Raw genomic sequence first — 17,482 nt, 5'->3', positions numbered from 1 at the left:
CTCGGCAGGCGGAATCGGGCGCGGCGACGCCGGGAGGGACGCGAAGTAGTCCGCCGGGTCAGGCGGCGAGCTGCTCGAGCTCCTCCTCGAGCTGCGCGAGCTGGCGCTCCAGGCGCCGTCGTTTGAGGAGGGACGCCTCCGGCAGCGCGGCGCGAAGCCGCTCGCGCTCGGCCTCGGCGAGGGTGCGGCGGGCGGTGCGCAGCTGCTCCTCCCGCTCCTTCTCGCGCTCCTCCGGCGTGAGCTTGCGCGCCGAGATCCCGGCGTCGCTCATCCCGACGGAGATCCACGACGCGGCGATCAGGATCACCTGGCAGACGAGGTTGAACCAGATCAGCAGACCGATGAGGACCGCGAACGAGGCGAGCAGCGGATTGCGGGAGGCGCCGCCCAGCAGCTGCGTCCCGAGGACCTTGAGCGCGCCGAGAGCGATCCCGCCGAGCAGCGAGCCCGCCCAGAGGTTCTTCCAGGGGATCGAGATGCCCGAGAGGATGCGGAAGGAGCCGGCGAGCGTGCCCGTGTCCAGGGCGAGCATGATCAGCAGGCCTACCGCGCTGCCGGCGAGACGGGCCGGCATCGACTCGCTGCCGATCCCGAGGAAGCCGAACGCCACGTCCACCAGCGAGGTCGAGAACACGGAGAGACCGGCCGAGACCAGCAGCACCGCCCCGAAGACCAGGGCGAGCCCCGCGTCCTTGAGCTTGAGCAGGACGAAGAGGGTCGTGGGTCCGGGGAGCGAGAAGAGCAGCCGGACCGCCTGGCGCAGGCTCCCCAGGAAGTTGAGCGCCGTCCAGAGCAGGCCGGCGGCCGCGATCGCACCCGTCCAGCCGAGGATCGACGAGTCGAGCAGGTCGTCGACCGACACGAGGGCGTTCTTCCCGCCGATCAGGCCGGGGACGGAGCGGGTCACCAGGTCGAGGAGGGAGTCGCGCAGCACCGAGTCGTCGCGCACCCAGAAGCCGAAGACGGCGAAGAAGACGAAGAGCGCCGCGAAGACCGCGAACAGGGCCTGGAAGGCGAGTCCGGAGGCGAAGAGGGGCCCGCCGGTCTCGGAGTAGTGGAGCATCACCCGCACCGGCCGCGTCCGCATGACCCGCTCGAACAGGCCCGGGATCCCGCGGGGAGTGTCGGCCGCCTCGGTCATTCCTCCAGCGTACTGAGGCCTCGCGGCGCTCCCGTGCACGCGCCCGCCTGCACGCAGGAACGCGTCCGGCCCGCGGGATCCGAGGATCCCGGCGGGCCGGACGCGTTCGCGAGGGGGAGGATCAGGCGCGGCCGCGGATGACGGCCTGCTTCACCTCGGCGATCGCCTGCGTGATCTGGATGCCGCGCGGGCACGCCTCCGTGCAGTTGAAGGTCGTGCGGCAGCGCCACACGCCCTCCTTGTCGTTGAGGATGTCCAGGCGCGCTCCACCGGCGTCGTCGCGCGAGTCGAAGATGAAGCGGTGGGCGTTCACGATCGCCGCGGGGCCGAAGTACTGCCCGTCGGTCCAGAACACGGGGCAGGACGACGTGCACGCGGCGCAGAGGATGCACTTCGTGGTGTCGTCGAAGCGGGCGCGGTCGGCGACCGACTGCACGCGCTCCTTGCCCTTGGGCGCCGGGGTGTTGGCGACCAGGAACGGCTGCACCTCGCGGTAGGAGGCGAAGAACGGCTCCATGTCGACGACGAGGTCCTTCTCGAGGGGCAGTCCCTTGATCGCCTCGATGTAGATCGGCTGCGAGATGTCGAGATCCTTGATCAGCGTCTTGCAGGCCAGGCGGTTGCGGCCGTTGATCCGCATCGCATCGGATCCGCAGATGCCGTGCGCGCACGAGCGGCGGAAGGTCAGCGATCCGTCCTGGTCCCACTTGATGCGGTGCAGGGCGTCGAGGACGCGGTCGGTCGAGTACATCTCGACGTCGAAGTCCTGCCAGCGCGGCTCGGCGTCCACCTCGGGGTCGAAGCGGCGGATGATGAACGTGACGGTGAACGCCTCCGGGGCCGCGGGGGCGGCGGGCGGCTGCTCGAGGGTAGCGGTCGACATGGCTAGTACTTCCTCTCCATCGGCTGGTACCGGGTGATCACGACGGGCTTCCAGTCGAGCCGGATGTGGTCACCGGCGTCGGAGGAGTGGGCGTCACCGGAGAGGTACGCCATCGTGTGCTGCATGTAGTTCTCGTCGTCGCGCTTCGGGAAGTCGTCGCGCATGTGGCCGCCGCGGCTCTCCTTGCGGTTGCGCGCCGAGTAGACGACGACCTCGGCGAGGTCGAGCAGGAAGCCCAGCTCGACGGCCTCGAGGAGGTCGGTGTTGAAGCGCTTGCCCTTGTCCTGCACCGAGATGTTGCGGAACCGGTCGCGCAGGCGCTGGATGGTCCCGGTGACGGCCTCGAGGGACTCGTCGGTGCGGAACACCTGGGCGTTCTTGTCCATCTCGTCCTGCAGCTCCTTGCGGATCGACGCGATCCGCTCGGTGCCGGTCGCGGAGCGGAGCGAGGCGAGCATGTCGCGGATCGCGCCGGCCGGGTCGGCGGGCAGGGGGGTGAAGTCGACCGTCTTGGCGTAGTCGGCGGCGTTGTTGCCGCTGCGCTTGCCGAAGACGTTGATGTCGAGGAGGGAGTTGGTGCCGAGGCGGTTGGAGCCGTGCACCGAGACGCACGCGCACTCGCCGGCGGCGTAGAGGCCCGGGACGACGGTCGTGTTGTCCGAGAGCACCTCGGCCTTGACGTTGGTCGGGATGCCGCCCATCGCGTAGTGCGCGGTCGGCATGACGGGGACCGGCTCGACGACGGGGTCGACGCCCAGGTAGGTGCGGGCGAACTCGGTGATGTCGGGGAGCTTGGTCTCGAGGACCTCGGCGCCCAGGTGGGTGCAGTCCAGCAGCACGTAGTCCTTGTGCGGTCCGGCGCCGCGGCCCTCCGCCACCTCCTGGACCATGCAGCGGGCGACGATGTCGCGCGGCGCGAGGTCCTTGATGGTGGGGGCGTAGCGTTCCATGAAGCGCTCGCCCGAGGCGTTGCGGAGGATCGCACCCTCTCCTCGCGCTCCCTCGGTGAGGAGGATGCCGAGGCCGGCGAGGCCGGTCGGGTGGAACTGGAAGAACTCCATGTCCTCCAGGGGGAGGCCCTTGCGCCAGATGATGCCGACGCCGTCGCCGGTGAGGGTGTGCGCGTTGGAGGTGGTCTTGTAGATCTTGCCGAAGCCGCCGGTCGCGAAGATGATCGCCTTCGCCTGGAAGACGTGCAGCTCGCCCGTGGCCAGCTCGTAGGCGACGACGCCGGAGGGCTTGGCCACTCCGTCGACCTCGGTCATCACCAGGTCGAGGACGTAGAACTCGTTGTAGAAGTTGATGCCGAGCCGGACGCAGTTCTGGAACAGCGTCTGCAGGATCATGTGGCCGGTGCGGTCGGCCGCGTAGCAGGCCCGGCGGACGGGCGCCTTGCCGTGGTCGCGGGTGTGGCCGCCGAAGCGGCGCTGGTCGATCTTGCCCTCCTCGGTGCGGTTGAAGGGCAGGCCCATGTTCTCGAGGTCGATGACCGCGTCGATGGCCTCCTTCGCGAGGATCTCGGCCGCGTCCTGGTCGACGAGGTAGTCGCCGCCCTTGACGGTGTCGAAGGTGTGCCACTCCCAGCTGTCCTCCTCGACGTTCGCGAGGGCGGCGGCCATGCCGCCCTGCGCCGCTCCGGTGTGGGAGCGGGTCGGGTACAGCTTCGAGATCACGGCCGTCCTCGCCTTGGGGCCGGCCTCGATGGCCGCGCGCATCCCGGCACCGCCGGCGCCGACGATGACGACGTCGAACTGGTGGTAGTGGACGCCGTCGGGTCCGACGGTCTGCGCGAAGGCGCTCTGGTCGGCGCCGGTGTGGGTGTGGCCTGGTGTGCTCACGGGGTGGGTGCTCCGTCGTACGGGGATGGGAGGGGGAGGTGCCGGGACGCGGTGCCGCGGACCGGGAGGGGCGCGGGCCCCTCTCCGATCCGCGGCACCGTGGTCACGCTGCGCAGAAGGAGGGCAGCAGGTCCGCGGCGGTGCCGGCGGGGCACGGGTCGAACGCGAAGACGACCCAGGTGCCGAGCGCGATCAGCGCGACGACGGCGACGAGGATCCCGCCCTTGAAGGCCTTGGCGAGCAGAGGCGAGGTCGCATAGTCGTTGACCAGCGTGCGCATGCCGTTGCCGCCGTGGATCAGCGCGAGCCACAGCATGAGGACGTCCCACCACTGCCAGAACGGGTTCGCCAGCTTGCCGCCGACGAAGCCGAAGTCGATGGCCTTGATGCCGTCGCCCAGCAGCAGGTTGTAGATGAGGTGCCCGAAGATCAGGACGATCAGCACGACGCCGGAGGCGCGCATGTAGATCCAGCCCCACTTCTCCCAGTTGGTGCCGGAGGAGCGGGTCGGGGTGTGCGGGGTCCGCGGTGCGGCGACGGTGCTCAATGCGCACCCCCCTCGCTGAAGACGTTGATCAGGTGGCGCGGCGCGAAGCCGAGCATCAGCACGACCCAGAGGCCCATGACGACCCAGAAGAGGACGCGCTGATTGCGGGTCGCCCAGCTCCAGAAGTCGACCAGGATGATCCGCAGGCCGTTCAGCGCGTGGAACGCGATGGCGCCCACGAGCCCGGTCTCGCCGAGTCCCATGATCGGGTTCTTGTACGTCCCGATGACCGCGTTGTACGCCTCGGGGCTCACGGCGATGAGAGCGGAGTCGAGGACGTGGACGAGGAGGAAGAAGAAGATGGCGACACCGGTGATCCGGTGGAGCACCCACGACCACATGCCTTCGCGACCGCGGTACAGGGTGCCGGCCGGACGCCGGATCTTCCCCTGCTTCCGGGGTGCGAGGGTTTGAGCAGCTTGAACTGACACGAACAACCCTCCCTGGTTGTGCTCCGACGGCCTGACCTGTTCCCACGTCGCGTGGACGGGGACGGGGCGGGGAGCGACGAGAAACTCGCCCTCCGATTCTAAGCGCGCTCGCAGGCGGGCGCGGCTTAGGCGAGCCTTAGCTGCGGGGCAGGGCGAGGGCGGGTGCCCCCGCGGTCGCGTAGTGCGCGAGGAGCTCGTCGGTGAGTGCGCTCCAGGTGCGGTGGAGCACGCGGCGGCGGCCCGCCTCGCCGAGCCGGGCGCGCAGTGCGGGATCTCGGACCAGGCGCTCCACCTGCCGGCGGAGGTCGGAGTCGCTCTCGGGCGCGTAGAGCAGGCCGTCCACGCCGTGCTCGATGAGGTCGGTGGGGCCGCCCGCGTGCGGCGCGACCACCGCGGTGCCGGACGCCTGCGCCTCCTGGACCGTCTGGCCGAACGTCTCCTCCGTGCCGGTGTGCACGAAGACGTCGAGCGCGGCGAAGACCGCCGGCAGCCGGTCGCCGTCGAGCCGGCCGAGCATCCGCGCCGCCGGGCCGAGGGCGGCGGCGACCCGGGCGGAGGAGGGGCCGTAGCCGCCCACGACCAGCTCCGCGTGCGGGAGGGAGGCGAGTGCCGCCATCCGCTCCACCCTCTTCTCGGGGGAGAGGCGCCCGATGTAGCCGACGAGCGCGTCGTCGGCGCCGAGTCCGGCGCGGACGGCCTGCGCGTAGGGGGAGGAGCGGCGGCGCGGGTGGAAGCGCTCGCTCTGCACGCCGCGGCCCCACAGCGCGGTGCGCTCGATGCCGGCGGCGGCGAGGTCGTCGAGGGCGCTCGTGGAGGGGGCGAGGGTCAGGTCCGCCCCGGCGTGGATCTGGCGGATCACCCGCCAGGCGAGGGCGCGGGCGCCGCGGATGCCGTAGCGGGCCGCGAATCGCGCGACGTCCGTCTGGTAGATCGCGACACTCGGCACCCCGAGCCGGCCGGCCGAGGCGATGGCGCGGGCGCCGAGGAGGAAGGGCGAGGCGACGTGCACAACGTCGGGCTCGAAGTCGGCCAGCTCCCGGGTGAGGGCGAGCGTGGGGATCCCGACCGGGAAGTCGCGGTACGCGATCGCCGGGTGCTCCACGACGCGGTGGCCCGCGTAGTGGCCCGGCGCCCCCGCGGCCGGGCAGACGACGAGCGCCTCGATCCCGCGCTCCGCGAACTCGTCGAGCACCCGCAGGACGCTCGTGGTCACGCCGTTCAAGGACGGCAGGAAGCTCTCGGTGACGACCGCGACTCTCACGCCCCGGACGCTACGGCGGCGGGATGAACGGCGGCGCGCGCTCGGGTGAACGGACGGTCGCGCTCGGGCTCCCTTGTATCCTGCGGACATGACATCACCTGAGACCGATGGCCGCGCCCCGCTCGACCGCTTCTACAGCGTGATCCCCGCCGGCGGGATCGGCTCGAGGCTGTGGCCGCTCTCCCGGGCCGACGCCCCGAAGTTCCTGCACGATCTGACGGGATCGGGACAGACCCTCCTCCGCGACACCTGGGACCGCCTCGCGCCCATCTCGGGCGCCGACCGGATCATGGTCGTGACCGGGCGCGCGCACCGCGCCGCCGTCGAGGAGCAGCTCGAGAGCCTCGAGGACCTCAACGTCGTCCTCGAGAGCGAGCCGCGCGACTCGTCCGCCGCGATCGGCCTGGCCGCCGCCATCCTCGAGCGCCGCCAGCCGGGCGTGATCATCGGCTCGTTCGCCGCCGACCACGTCATCAGCGGTCAGCAGCTGTTCCACGACGCGGTCGCCGAGGCTGTCGTCGCGGCGGACGCGGGCTACATCGCGACCATCGGCATCACGCCGACCGAGCCTGCCGTGGGCTTCGGCTACATCCGCACGGGGAAGCACCTCGGGATCGACGGGGCGACGCACACGCTCGCCGTCGACTCCTTCGTCGAGAAGCCCGACGCCGACACCGCGCGCGCCTATCTCTCCAGTGGTCAGTACCTCTGGAACGCGGGCATGTTCATCGCCCGCGCCGACCGCCTCCTCGAGGAGCTCGGCCGCGCCAAGCCGAAGCTGCTCGCCGGACTGCTCGAGCTCGCCGCCGCGTGGGACACCCCGGAGCGCGGCGCGGTCGTCGACCGCATCTGGCCGGGCCTGGAGAAGATCGCGATCGACTACTCCGTCGCCGAGCCGGCCGCGGCCGCGGGCAAGCTGGCCGTCGTGCCCGGCCACTTCTCCTGGGACGACGTGGGCGACTTCGCCTCGATCGCGAAGCTGCACTCGAGCGGACTCCGCTCTGACCTCGCCATCCTCGGCGAGGACGCGCGTGTTCTGGCCGACTCCGCGACGGGCATCGTCGTCAGCGGCGGCAACCGCACCATCGCCCTCATCGGAGTGAAGGACATCGTCGTCGTGGACACCCCCGACGCGCTCCTGGTGACCACGACCGAGAACGCCCAGAAGGTCAAGGGCGTCGTCGACGCCCTGCGCCTCTCCGGCCGCACCGACGTCCTCTAGCCCTCCGTCCCACCCGTCGAAGCGCGGCCCTCCCCTCGGAGGCGCCGCGCTTCGCCGTTCCGCCCCTCGCCTCATGCGCGTGCGGCGGTCCCGATACGCCGTTCGCGCGGCGACTCGACCACCCTCGATGAGGGCCTCGGCCGTCCCGCTCGGTGCTGGCGGGCGGGTCTCCGCTCGCGCGGCAACTCGACCACTGTGGAAGCACCCGTCCGTGCCCGACCGCGCGCAGCGCGGAGCTCCCCCGAGCACTCTCGACGTCCGGCAGCAGGGGAGAGGGCCGCGAGCCGCAATCGCGTACCAAGCGATTCAGGCCAGCCCGACGCGACCCGCTCTGCGGAACGCACCCGTCGCGAAGCCGACCGCGCCGAGCCGCTCCGCGGCTCGGAATCGAGCCCAGCCGACCGCGCCGAGCCGCTCCGCGGCTCGGAATCGAGCACAGCCGACCGCCCCGCGACACGCTCCGATGTCGCGAAGATCAACACTGTGTAACTCTTCCTGACCACCACCGTCCGGGCGGCTGAGCGGCTTGTCACATTGGGTAACGTGTGGGAATCGACGCCCTGCTGCGCTCGTCGCGCGGGGCCGCATTCCTGGAGGACGACATCTTGACTATCACCTCGCGTAAGGCCGCGTTCGGCGGTCTCGCCGCCCTCGGCGTCACCGCGCTTCTCGCCGGTTGCGCCTCCGCCCCCGAGGAGAGCGGCTCCAGCGCCGCCGCCGGTGGCGACTTCCTGCCCTGCATGGTCTCCGACGCGGGCGGGTTCGACGACAAGTCGTTCAACGAGCTCGGCTACAACGGCCTCGTGAAGGCCTCGGAGGACCTCGGCGTCACGCCGAAGACCGTCACCTCGGAGTCCGAGACGGACTACGCCCCGAACCTGACCAGCCTCGTCGACCAGGGCTGCAACCTGATCATCACCGTCGGCTTCGCGCTGGCCGAGGCCACGTCGGCCGCGGCCGAGGCGAACACGGACATCGACTTCGCGATCATCGACGACGCGTCGATCGACCTGCCGAACGTCAAGCCGATCACCTTCGACACCTCGCAGGCGGCGTTCCTCGCCGGCTACGCGGCCGCGTCGTACTCCAAGACCGGCGTCGTCGGCACCTACGGCGGCCAGCAGTTCCCGACCGTCACGATCTTCATGGACGGCTACGCCGACGGCGTGAAGTACTACAACGAGCAGAAGGGGAAGGACGTCAAGGTCGTCGGCTGGGACGTCGACGCGCAGACCGGCTCCTTCACCGGCGGCTTCGCGGCGGGCGTCGAGGCCAAGTCGGCCGCGCAGTCGCTGATCGACCAGAACGCGGACGTCATCCTCCCCGTCGGCGGTCCGATCTTCCAGTCGGCGATCGAGGCGATCCGCGACTCCGGCAAGGACATCGCGATGGTCGGCGTGGACGCGGACCTGTACGAGACCTACCCCGACGGCGCCGACCTGTACCTGACCTCGATCCTCAAGGGCATCGAGGCCGGCACGACCGACGTCACCAGCTCCGCCGGAGCCGACGACTTCGACCCCACTCCCTTCGTGGGCACCCTCGAGAACGACGGAGTCGGCATCGCGCCGTTCCACGACTTCGAGTCGAAGGTCTCGGGCGACCTGCAGGGCGAGCTCGACACCATCAAGGCGGGCATCATCGACGGCTCCATCACCGTCACCTCCCCGTCCGCTCCCGCGGCGTCCTAGCCGCTTCCTCGAAGAGGCCGGCGGGCCCGAGCACACCTCGGGCCCGCCGGCCTCTTCGTCGGTCCGGCGGGCCGATCGGCTCCGCTGCGTCCCTCGATCCCGGCCGACGGCGCATCGTGGCGCGAACCGAAAGTTAGATTGGTCCCATGAAGCTCGAACTGCGTGGCATCACGAAGCGCTTCGGCGCGCTCGTGGCCAACGACCACATCGATCTCACCGTCGAACCAGGTGAGATCCACTGCCTCCTCGGCGAGAACGGCGCGGGCAAGTCGACGCTCATGAACGTGCTCTACGGCCTGTACCAGGCCGAGGAGGGGGAGATCCTGCTGGACGACGCGGTCCAGCACTTCTCCGGTCCGGGTGACGCCATGAAGGCGGGCATCGGGATGGTCCACCAGCACTTCATGCTCGTCCCCGTGTTCACCGTCGCCGAGAACGTCATGCTGGGCCACGAGGAGACGAAGGCCGGCGGGCGCCTGGACCTCTCCGCCGCGCGCGCCCGGGTGCGCGAGATCTCGGACCGCTTCGGCTTCGACGTGGATCCCGACGCCCTGGTCGAGGACCTCCCCGTCGGCGTGCAGCAGCGGGTCGAGATCATCAAGGCGCTCTCGCGCGACGCCCGGGTGCTCGTGTTCGACGAGCCGACCGCGGTGCTGACCCCGCAGGAGACCGACGAGCTGATCGCGATCATGCGCCAGCTGCGTGCGGCCGGGACCGCCATCGTCTTCATCACGCACAAGCTCCGCGAGGTGCGCGAGGTCGGAGACCGCATCACGGTCATCCGCCTCGGCAGAGTCGTGGGGGAGGCGTCGCCGACGGCGAGCAACGCCGAGCTCGCCTCGCTGATGGTGGGCCGCGCCGTCGAGCTGACGGTGCAGAAGGAGCAGGCGGTGCCGGGCGACGAGGCCCTCGTCGTCTCGAACCTCACCGTGCGCGACGCCAACGGTCAGGCCGTCGTCGACGACGTCTCCTTCGAGGTCCGCCGCGGCGAGATCCTCGCGATCGCGGGCGTGCAGGGCAACGGCCAGACGGAGCTCACCGAGGCGATCATGGGCCTGCAGGAGCGGGTCGAGGGCTCGGTGACCCTGGACGGGCGCCGCCTCGACGGGCTGTCCGTGCGCCGCGTCCTCGAGTCGGGGGTCGGCTTCGTCCCCGAGGACCGCACCGAGGACGGTCTGGTCGCCGAGTTCACGATCGCCGAGAACCTCATGCTCGACCGCAGCGACCGCGGTCCGTTCGTGAAGGGACTGGGCCTGCGGCTCAAGGAGCTCGAGCGCTTCGCCGAGGAGCGGGTGCGCGAGTTCGACGTGCGCGCCCAGGGGATCGGCACCCACGTCGGCCGCCTCTCCGGAGGCAACCAGCAGAAGGTGGTGCTCGCGCGCGAGCTCAGCCGGGAGCTGCGGCTGTTCATCGCGGCGCAGCCCACTCGCGGCATCGACGTCGGCTCCATCGAGTTCGTCCACAAGCGCATCGTCGAGACGCGCGACACCGGGGTCCCCGTGATCGTGGTGTCGACCGAGCTCGACGAGGTCGCGGCGCTCGCCGACCGCATCGCGGTCATGTACAAGGGCGGGATCATCGGCATCGTCCCCGCCGACACGCCCCGCGAGGTCCTGGGGCTCATGATGGCCGGGCAGACGCCCGCCGAGAAGGGAGCGGCGGCGTGAGCGACGCGCAACTGCCCGCGGTCGATCCCGACGCGGAGACCGAGAAGGCGTCCGGGCTCGAGCCCGGCCAGAAGCCGGATCAGGAGGTGCGCACCGGCCCGCTCGAGAGCGGCGCCTCCCGCGTCCTGCGCGAGATCCTCTCCGGCACCGCGCTGATGTCGGTGCTCGCCGTGCTGCTCTCCCTCATCGCGGGCGGCGTGCTGATCGCCGCGACCGACAAGGACGTCCAGGCGGCGTCGGGCTACTTCTTCGCCCGGCCGCTCGACACCCTGCAGGCGATCTGGCAGTCCGTCTCCGGTGCCTACTCCTCGCTCTTCCAGGGCTCGGTCTACAACTTCCGCCGCGAGGGCTTCGCCAACGGCATCAAGCCACTGACGGACACCCTGGCCTTCGCGACCCCGCTGATCGCCGGCGGCCTCGGAGTGGCGCTGGCCTTCCGCGTCGGCCTGTTCAACATCGGCGGCCGCGGCCAGATGCTGATCGCCGCCGCCTGCGCGGGCTGGGTCGGCTTCTCCTTCGACCTCCCATGGGGCGTGCACCTGATCGTCGCGCTCGCCGCCGGCATCCTGGGCGGCGCGCTCTGGGGCGGACTCGTGGGACTGCTCAAGGCCCGCACCGGCGCGCACGAGGTGATCCTCACGATCATGCTCAACTACGTCGCGTTCTACCTGATCTCCTACCTCCTGCGGACGCCCGGCGCGCTGCAGGCGCCCGGCTCGAACAACCCGAAGTCGCCCGGGATGAAGGAGACCGCGGTCTTCCCGGCGCTCCTCGGCCCCGGCTACTCGCTCACGCTCGGCTTCGTCTTCGCGGTCCTCGCGACCGTGTTCGTCTGGTGGCTCCTGAACCGCTCGACGATCGGCTTCAAGTTCCGCGCGGTGGGGGAGAACCCTCACGCGGCCCGGGTCGCGGGCATCGACGTGAAGAACAGCTACGTGTACGCGATGCTCCTCTCCGGCGGCCTGCTCGGCCTCGCCGGCAGCGCCCAGGTGATGGGGACGGTCACGACCGGATTCACCTCCGGGATCGACGCGGGCATCGGCTTCGACGCGATCACGGTCGCGCTGCTGGGCCGCTCCCGACCCTGGGGCGTGTTCTTCGCCGGCATCCTCTTCGGCGCCTTCAAGGCGGGCGGCTACTCGATGCAGGCCGCCGAGGGCGTGCCGATCGACGTGGTCCTCGTCGTCCAGTCGCTGATCGTCCTCTTCATCGCCGCACCGCCGCTGGTGCGCGCGATCTTCCGCCTCCCGACGCCCGGGGCAGCCCCGAAGCGCCGCACCCGCCGCACCTCGGAGGTGTCCGCATGAGCACCGCCGTCGCCACCGCCCCCGACCGCGTCGTGATCCGCAGCTGGAAGGCGCCGATCGCGTTCGGCGTCTTCGCGCTGCTCGCCGTCGTCCTCTTCGTGGCCCTCGGCCGCGACGGGACGAGCTCGTTCCGCCTCGCCGCGGGGACCGACTTCTTCGCGCTGCCGGACATCCCGTTCCCGACGCGGGGGACGGGCGTGGTCGTCGCGATCCTCCTGGTCGCCCTGGCAGTCGCGTCGGCCGCGCTCACCCGCGCCGGCCGCCGGATCCCGCTCTGGCTCTCGGCGGTCTTCGCCCTGGTCTTCCTGATCGGGTTCCTCGTCTGGGCGTCGGCCGGTGCCGCCCTGCCCGTCTCGGGGCTGCTGCTCGGGACCGTCGGGCTCGCCACTCCGCTGATCTTCGGCTCGCTCGGCGGCGTCATCTCGGAGCGGGTCGGAGTCGTCAACGTCGCGATCGAGGGTCAGCTGCTCGCCGGCGCCTTCACCGCGGCGATGGTCGGCTCCCTCACCCGCCAGCCGGTGCTCGGCCTGCTCGCGGCGATGGTCGCGAGCGTCCTGGTGTCGTTCGTGCTGGCCGCCTTCGCGATCAAGTACCTGGTCGACCAGGTGATCGTCGGAGTCGTGCTGAACGTGCTGGTGACCGGCCTGACGAGCTTCCTCTACTCCCAGGTCCTCTCCGCCGACGCGTCGACGTTCAACTCGCCGGTGAAGTTCGACCGCCTCCCGATCCCGGTGCTCAGCCAGGTGCCGATCGTGGGCGCCGTCCTGTTCAACCAGACGGTGATCGTCTACCTGATGTACTTCGCGATCTTCGCGGTGTGGTGGGGCCTGTTCAAGACCAAGTGGGGCCTCCGCCTGCGCGCCGTCGGCGAGCACCCGCAGGCCGCGGACACGGTGGGCATCGATGTCGCCCGCACGCGCTTCTGGAACGTCTCCCTCGCCGGGGCGATCGCCGGAGTCGGCGGCGCGTACTACACGCTCGACGCGGTCGGCGCGTTCGGCAAGGAGATGACCGCGGGTGCGGGCTTCATCGCCCTGGCCGCCGTCATCTTCGGCCGCTGGGACCCGATCAAGGCGACGCTCGCGTCGCTGCTGTTCGGCTTCGCGACCAACCTGCAGAACGTGCTCGGCGTCATCGGCTCGCCCGTGCCCAGCGAGTTCATGCTGATGCTGCCGTACGTCGTGACGATCTTCGCGGTGGCCGGTCTCGTCGGCCAGTCCCGCGGACCGGCCGCCGCCGGCAAGCCGTACCTGAAGTCCTGAGAGGAGCCGTCGTGACCGACATCGACTGGGAGGCGCTGCGCGAGGCCGCCCTGGAGGCCATGAGCCACGCCTACGTCCCGTACTCGAAGTTCCCCGTCGGGGTCGCCGCGCTCGTGGACGACGGCCGGACGATCTCGGGCTGCAACGTCGAGAACGCCTCCTACGGGCTCACGCTCTGCGCCGAGTGCGCGCTGGTGTCCTCGCTGCACATGACGGGCGGCGGCCGGCTCGTCGCCTTCACCTGCGTCGACGGGAAGGGCGGCGTCCTGATGCCCTGCGGGCGCTGCCGCCAGCTGCTCTTCGAGCACTCGGCCGAGGGCATGCTCCTCCAGACCGTGTCGGGCGTGAAGACGATCGACGAGGTCATCCCCGACGCCTTCGGCCCGCGCACGCTCGAGGCCTACGCCGCCTCCTAGCGCCGCCGTCACCGCTCCCACTCCCGAACCGAGGACTCCGCATGACCCGCACCACCCCCGTCGAGGACTTCGACGCCGTCGACATCATCCGCACCAAGCGCGACCGCGGCACGCTCTCGACCGCGCAGATCGACTGGCTGATCGACGCCTACACCCGCGGCTACGTCGCCGACGAGCAGATGGCGGCCTTCGCGATGGCGGTCCTGCTGAACGGGATGGAGCGCGACGAGATCCGCGACCTCACCCTGGCGATGATCGCCAGCGGCGAGCGCATGCGCTTCGACGGACTCGGCAAGCGCACGGTCGACAAGCACTCCACGGGCGGGGTCGGCGACAAGCTCACGCTGCCGCTGATGCCGCTGGTCGCCTCCTTCGGCGTGGCGGTGCCCCAGCTCTCGGGACGCGGGCTCGGCCACACGGGCGGAACGCTCGACAAGCTGGAGTCGATCCCGGGCTGGCGGGCCGACCTCGGCAACGAGGAGATGCTGGAGCAGCTGCGGACGGTCGGCGGCGTGATCTGCGCCGCGGGCTCGGGTCTGGCCCCCGCCGACAAGAAGCTCTACGCGCTCCGGGACATCACCGGGACCGTCGAGGCGATCCCGCTGATCGCGTCCTCGATCATGTCGAAGAAGATCGCCGAGGGGACCGACGCCCTGGTGCTCGACGTGAAGTTCGGCTCCGGCGCGTTCATGGTCGACATCGAGCGCTCGCGGGAGCTGGCGCGGGCGATGGTCGACCTCGGCAACGACGCGGGGGTGCGGACCACCGCGCTGCTGACCAACATGAACGTGCCGCTCGGTCTGGCCATCGGCAACGCGAACGAGGTGCGGGAGTCGGTCGAGGTGCTCGCCGGCGGCGGCCCCTCGGACGTCCGGGAGCTGACGCTGGCCCTGGCCCGCGAGATGCTGGCTCTCGCCGGGCAGCCGGACGCGGACGTCGAGCGCGCCCTCGACGGCGGCGCGGCGATGGACACCTGGCGCGCGGTCATCCGCGCTCAGGGAGGGGATCCGGATGCGGCGCTCCCCGAGGCCCGCGAGACCCACGTCGTGGTCGCCGAGCGCGACGGCGTCCTGGTGGAGCAGCAGGCGCTGCCGTTCGGCATCGCCGCCTGGCGCCTGGGCGCCGGACGCGCGCGCCAGTCCGACGCGGTGCAGCACGCGGCGGGGATCGACCTGCACGCGAAGCCGGGCGACCGAGTCCGCGCGGGCCAGCCCCTGATCACCCTCTCGGCAGACGAGCCGGAGCGCTTCGCCCGGGCGCTCGAGGCGCTCGACGGTGCCTTCCGGATCGGCGACGACGGCGACGAGGTGCTCGACGGCGGCCCCCTCGTGGCGGAGCGCGTCTCCTAGCCCCGCGCCGCCCAGCACGGAGGAGGCGCCGCCCGGCGAGCCGCTCCCGCCGACCCTCTAGGGTGGTCGGCGAACCACCGCCGACCCGCGAGGAGCACCGTGACCGATCAGACCGAGGAGTACCTCCTTCCGGGCGAGGGCGTCCTCATCGACGAGCTCCCCAAGGTGTCGCTGCACGACCACCTCGACGGAGGGCTGCGGCCCGGGACGGTCCTCGAGATCGCCCGCGAGACGGGCGTGCCGCTCCCGGCCGAGGAGCCGCATGCCCTCGCCGAGTGGTTCCGCGCCACGGCCGACTCCGGCTCCCTCACCGACTACATCGCCACCTTCGAGACGACGGTCGCCGTGATGCAGACCGCGCCGGCGCTCGAGTGCGTGGCCCGCGAGTTCGTGCTCGACCTCGCCGCCGACGGAGTCGTGCACGGCGAGGTGCGCTGGGCGCCGGAGCAGCACCAGCGCGCCGGGCTCTCGCTCGACGCGGCTGTCGAGGCGGTCCAGGAGGGACTGCAGCAGGGCGTGCAGGAGGCGGCGGCGCAGGGACACCGCATCCGCGTCGGCCAGCTGATCACCGCGATGCGGCACGCCGACCGCTCGCTCGAGGTCGCCGAGCTGGCGCTGCGCCACCGCGAGCGCGGTGCGATCGGCTTCGACATCGCCGGAGCCGAGGCGGGCTTCCCCGCCTCGCGGCACCGTCCCGCCTTCGAGCTGCTCGCGGCGGCTCACTTCCCGACCACGGTCCACGCGGGGGAGGCGGACGGCCTCGACAGCATCCGCTCGGCCCTGCTCGACGGCCGCGCGCTGCGACTGGGCCACGGCGTCCGGATCGCGGAGGACATCCGCATCGAGCGCCAGGACGACGACGCGAGCTACGTGACCCTCGGCGAGCTCTCGGAGTGGGTGAAGGACCGCGAGATCGCCCTCGAGCTCAGCCCCTCCTCCAACCTGCAGACCGGCGCCGTCGCGGCGTGGGGTGCCGAGCTCGCCGACCACCCCTTCGACCTGCTCTACCAGCTGGGCTTCCGCGTCACGGTGAACACCGACAACCGCCTGATGAGCGCGACGACCCTCAGCCGCGAGCTCGCCCTCCTGTCCGACGCGTTCGGGTACGACCTCGACGACTTCGAGGCCTTCCAGCTGAACGCGGCCCACGCCGCCTTCCTGCCGCTCGACGAGCGCCGCGAGCTCGTCGAGACGATCAGCGTCGGCTTCGAGGCGGCCTGACGGTGCCGCTCGACGCGCTCCCCGAGGAGGCGGTGGCCCTCCGCCACTCCGCCGGATCGTGGCGGGAGGCCGTCCTCGAGGCGGGCCGTGCGCTCGAGCGGACCGGCGCGGTCGACGCCGCCTACTCCCGGCGCATGGTCGAGCAGGTCGACGTGCTCGGGCCGTACATCGTCATCGCGCCCGGGCTCGCCCTCGCGCACGCCCGGCCCGGCAACGACGTCCTCGCGGACGGCCTCTCCGTCGTCACGCTGGCCGAGCCCGTCGCCTTCGGGCACAGCACCAACGACCCGGTGTCGGTCGTCATCGGGATCGCCGCCACCCAGGCGCACGGACACGTCGGCTTCGTCTCCGGGCTCGCTGACGTGCTCAGCCGTCCGGACGCGGTCGGCGCCCTCGCCGCCGCCCGCACCGTCCGCAGCATCAACGCCGTCCTCACCGACAGCACCCCGCACCACCCGCACCACGGAAGAAGCGCATGAAGATCGTCACCCTCTGCGGCGCCGGAATCGGCACCTCCGCCATCCTCAAGCTCGGCGCCGAGCGCGCCCTCGAGACCCTCGACCTCGAGGCCGAGGTGATCGCCTCCGACCTGGCCTCCGTCGACGCGCTCGCCGCCGACGCGCAGGTCATCCTCACCTCCGGCGAGCTCGTCGACCGCATCGGCCGCACCTTCGCCGAGGTCGTCGTCATCGACAACTACCTCGACCAGACCGAGATCACGGAGAAGATCGAGCGGGCGCTGGGCTGAGTCCGTTTCTGAGCCGCTCCCTGCGCGGCTCAGCGCGGTCGGCCTCCCGACGGGGCGCGTTCCGCAGAGCGTATTCCGTCGGGCTGCCTCGAATCGCTGCCACGCGCGGTGCTCGACTCTGAGCCGCTCCCTGCGCGGCTCAGCGCGGTCGGCCTCCCGACGGGGCGCGTTCTCAAGAGCGGGTCACGTCGGGCTGCCTCGAATCGCTGCCACGCGATTCTCGGACGCGCCCTCCACCTTGCGGGGAGAGGGCGCCCCTGCCCCTGCTGGTCGAGTGGCCGCGGAGCGGCGTGCCGAGAGCCGGGTTCCCGCGCGGACGGCTGCTCGGACCTCGGGGGGTCAGCGGGCGGCGAGCTGAGCGAGGACGGTGCGGATCAGGCGGCGGGCGCGTCGACGGAGGCCAGGTCGAGGGTCTCGAGGGCGCGCTCGGCGCCGAGCTTGAGGATGGCGGAGGTGCCGATTCCGGCGCCGCAGAGGGTGACGATCTTCATGCGCTTC

The 17,482-nt window shown here is 71.4% G+C and carries 17 protein-coding genes; 10 read left to right on the top strand and 7 right to left on the bottom strand.

The features are described 5' to 3' along the window. Nucleotides 1–58 precede the first annotated feature (58 nt). The 6 genes from C5D04_RS02800 to C5D04_RS02775 form a co-directional block, all read right to left on the bottom strand. Nucleotides 59–1,141 carry a YhjD/YihY/BrkB family envelope integrity protein gene (locus C5D04_RS02800; protein ID WP_104223189.1) on the bottom strand — a complete coding sequence of 361 codons (1,083 nt, stop codon included), beginning with the start codon at nt 1,139–1,141 and terminating at the stop codon, nt 59–61. A gap of 121 nt (nt 1,142–1,262) precedes the next feature. Continuing rightward, the gene (locus C5D04_RS02795) at nt 1,263–2,024 is read right to left on the bottom strand and encodes a succinate dehydrogenase iron-sulfur subunit (RefSeq protein ID WP_068254543.1); all 762 of its coding nucleotides are present in this window, start codon (nt 2,022–2,024) and stop codon (nt 1,263–1,265) included. A gap of 2 nt (nt 2,025–2,026) precedes the next feature. Further along, nucleotides 2,027–3,763, bottom strand: coding sequence for a succinate dehydrogenase flavoprotein subunit (gene sdhA / locus C5D04_RS02790; protein ID WP_244230709.1), 1,737 nt, complete (start codon nt 3,761–3,763; stop codon nt 2,027–2,029). Between the two features lie 202 nt (nt 3,764–3,965). Beyond that, complete coding sequence (locus C5D04_RS02785; RefSeq protein ID WP_104223187.1) at nt 3,966–4,409, bottom strand: succinate dehydrogenase hydrophobic membrane anchor subunit; 444 nt, start codon at nt 4,407–4,409, stop codon at nt 3,966–3,968. Next, entirely contained in the window at nt 4,406–4,840 is a 435-nt protein-coding gene (gene sdhC, locus C5D04_RS02780) for a succinate dehydrogenase, cytochrome b556 subunit (RefSeq protein ID WP_374952907.1), read from the bottom strand. Before sdhC ends, C5D04_RS02785 begins: the two co-directional genes overlap by 4 nt. Nucleotides 4,841–4,976: 136 nt before the next feature. After that, a complete protein-coding gene (locus C5D04_RS02775) occupies nt 4,977–6,101 on the bottom strand; it encodes a glycosyltransferase family 1 protein (RefSeq protein WP_181065415.1) in 1,125 nt (374 codons plus the stop codon). Nucleotides 6,102–6,189: 88 nt separating this feature from the next. Here C5D04_RS02775 and C5D04_RS02770 point away from each other — a divergent pair, with 88 nt between their 5' ends. From C5D04_RS02770 to C5D04_RS02725, 10 genes are all read left to right on the top strand, one after another. Then, nucleotides 6,190–7,323: a mannose-1-phosphate guanylyltransferase gene (locus C5D04_RS02770; protein ID WP_104223184.1), complete on the top strand. Its 1,134-nt coding sequence runs from the start codon at nt 6,190–6,192 to the stop codon at nt 7,321–7,323. Between the two features lie 605 nt (nt 7,324–7,928). Further along, complete coding sequence (locus C5D04_RS02765) at nt 7,929–9,014, top strand: BMP family protein (RefSeq protein ID WP_104246690.1); 1,086 nt, start codon at nt 7,929–7,931, stop codon at nt 9,012–9,014. 146 nt (nt 9,015–9,160) lie between these two features. Beyond that, complete coding sequence (locus C5D04_RS02760) at nt 9,161–10,681, top strand: ABC transporter ATP-binding protein (protein ID WP_104325791.1); 1,521 nt, start codon at nt 9,161–9,163, stop codon at nt 10,679–10,681. Then, nucleotides 10,678–11,988, top strand: a complete 1,311-nt coding sequence (locus C5D04_RS02755) for an ABC transporter permease (RefSeq protein ID WP_208543314.1) — start codon at nt 10,678–10,680, stop codon at nt 11,986–11,988. Before C5D04_RS02760 ends, C5D04_RS02755 begins: the two co-directional genes overlap by 4 nt. After that, a complete protein-coding gene (locus C5D04_RS02750; RefSeq protein WP_104232837.1) occupies nt 11,985–13,250 on the top strand; it encodes an ABC transporter permease in 1,266 nt (421 codons plus the stop codon). The genes C5D04_RS02755 and C5D04_RS02750 overlap by 4 nt, the downstream gene beginning before the upstream one ends. A gap of 11 nt (nt 13,251–13,261) precedes the next feature. Further along, on the top strand, nt 13,262–13,666 hold the full coding sequence (locus tag C5D04_RS02745) for a cytidine deaminase (protein WP_104223180.1): 405 nt from the start codon (nt 13,262–13,264) through the stop codon (nt 13,664–13,666). A gap of 41 nt (nt 13,667–13,707) precedes the next feature. Beyond that, nucleotides 13,708–15,015, top strand: coding sequence for a thymidine phosphorylase (locus C5D04_RS02740; RefSeq protein WP_104347202.1), 1,308 nt, complete (start codon nt 13,708–13,710; stop codon nt 15,013–15,015). A 99-nt stretch (nt 15,016–15,114) separates the two neighbouring features. After that, nucleotides 15,115–16,236, top strand: coding sequence for an adenosine deaminase (locus C5D04_RS02735; protein WP_104347201.1), 1,122 nt, complete (start codon nt 15,115–15,117; stop codon nt 16,234–16,236). A 2-nt stretch (nt 16,237–16,238) separates the two neighbouring features. After that, entirely contained in the window at nt 16,239–16,715 is a 477-nt protein-coding gene (locus C5D04_RS02730) for a PTS sugar transporter subunit IIA (RefSeq protein WP_104255398.1), read from the top strand. Beyond that, a complete protein-coding gene (locus C5D04_RS02725) occupies nt 16,712–16,984 on the top strand; it encodes a PTS sugar transporter subunit IIB (RefSeq protein WP_104347200.1) in 273 nt (90 codons plus the stop codon). Before C5D04_RS02730 ends, C5D04_RS02725 begins: the two co-directional genes overlap by 4 nt. A gap of 374 nt (nt 16,985–17,358) precedes the next feature. Here C5D04_RS02725 and C5D04_RS18855 read toward each other — a convergent pair whose 3' ends face one another. Further along, complete coding sequence (locus C5D04_RS18855; protein ID WP_146087833.1) at nt 17,359–17,475, bottom strand: hypothetical protein; 117 nt, start codon at nt 17,473–17,475, stop codon at nt 17,359–17,361. Nucleotides 17,476–17,482 lie beyond the last annotated feature (7 nt).

Source organism: Rathayibacter sp. AY1D2, from assembly GCF_002932695.1.
GTDB lineage: Bacteria > Actinomycetota > Actinomycetes > Actinomycetales > Microbacteriaceae > Rathayibacter.
Note: the sequence above shows the minus strand (reverse complement) of the source record. Positions and strands in the feature narration are given on the sequence as shown.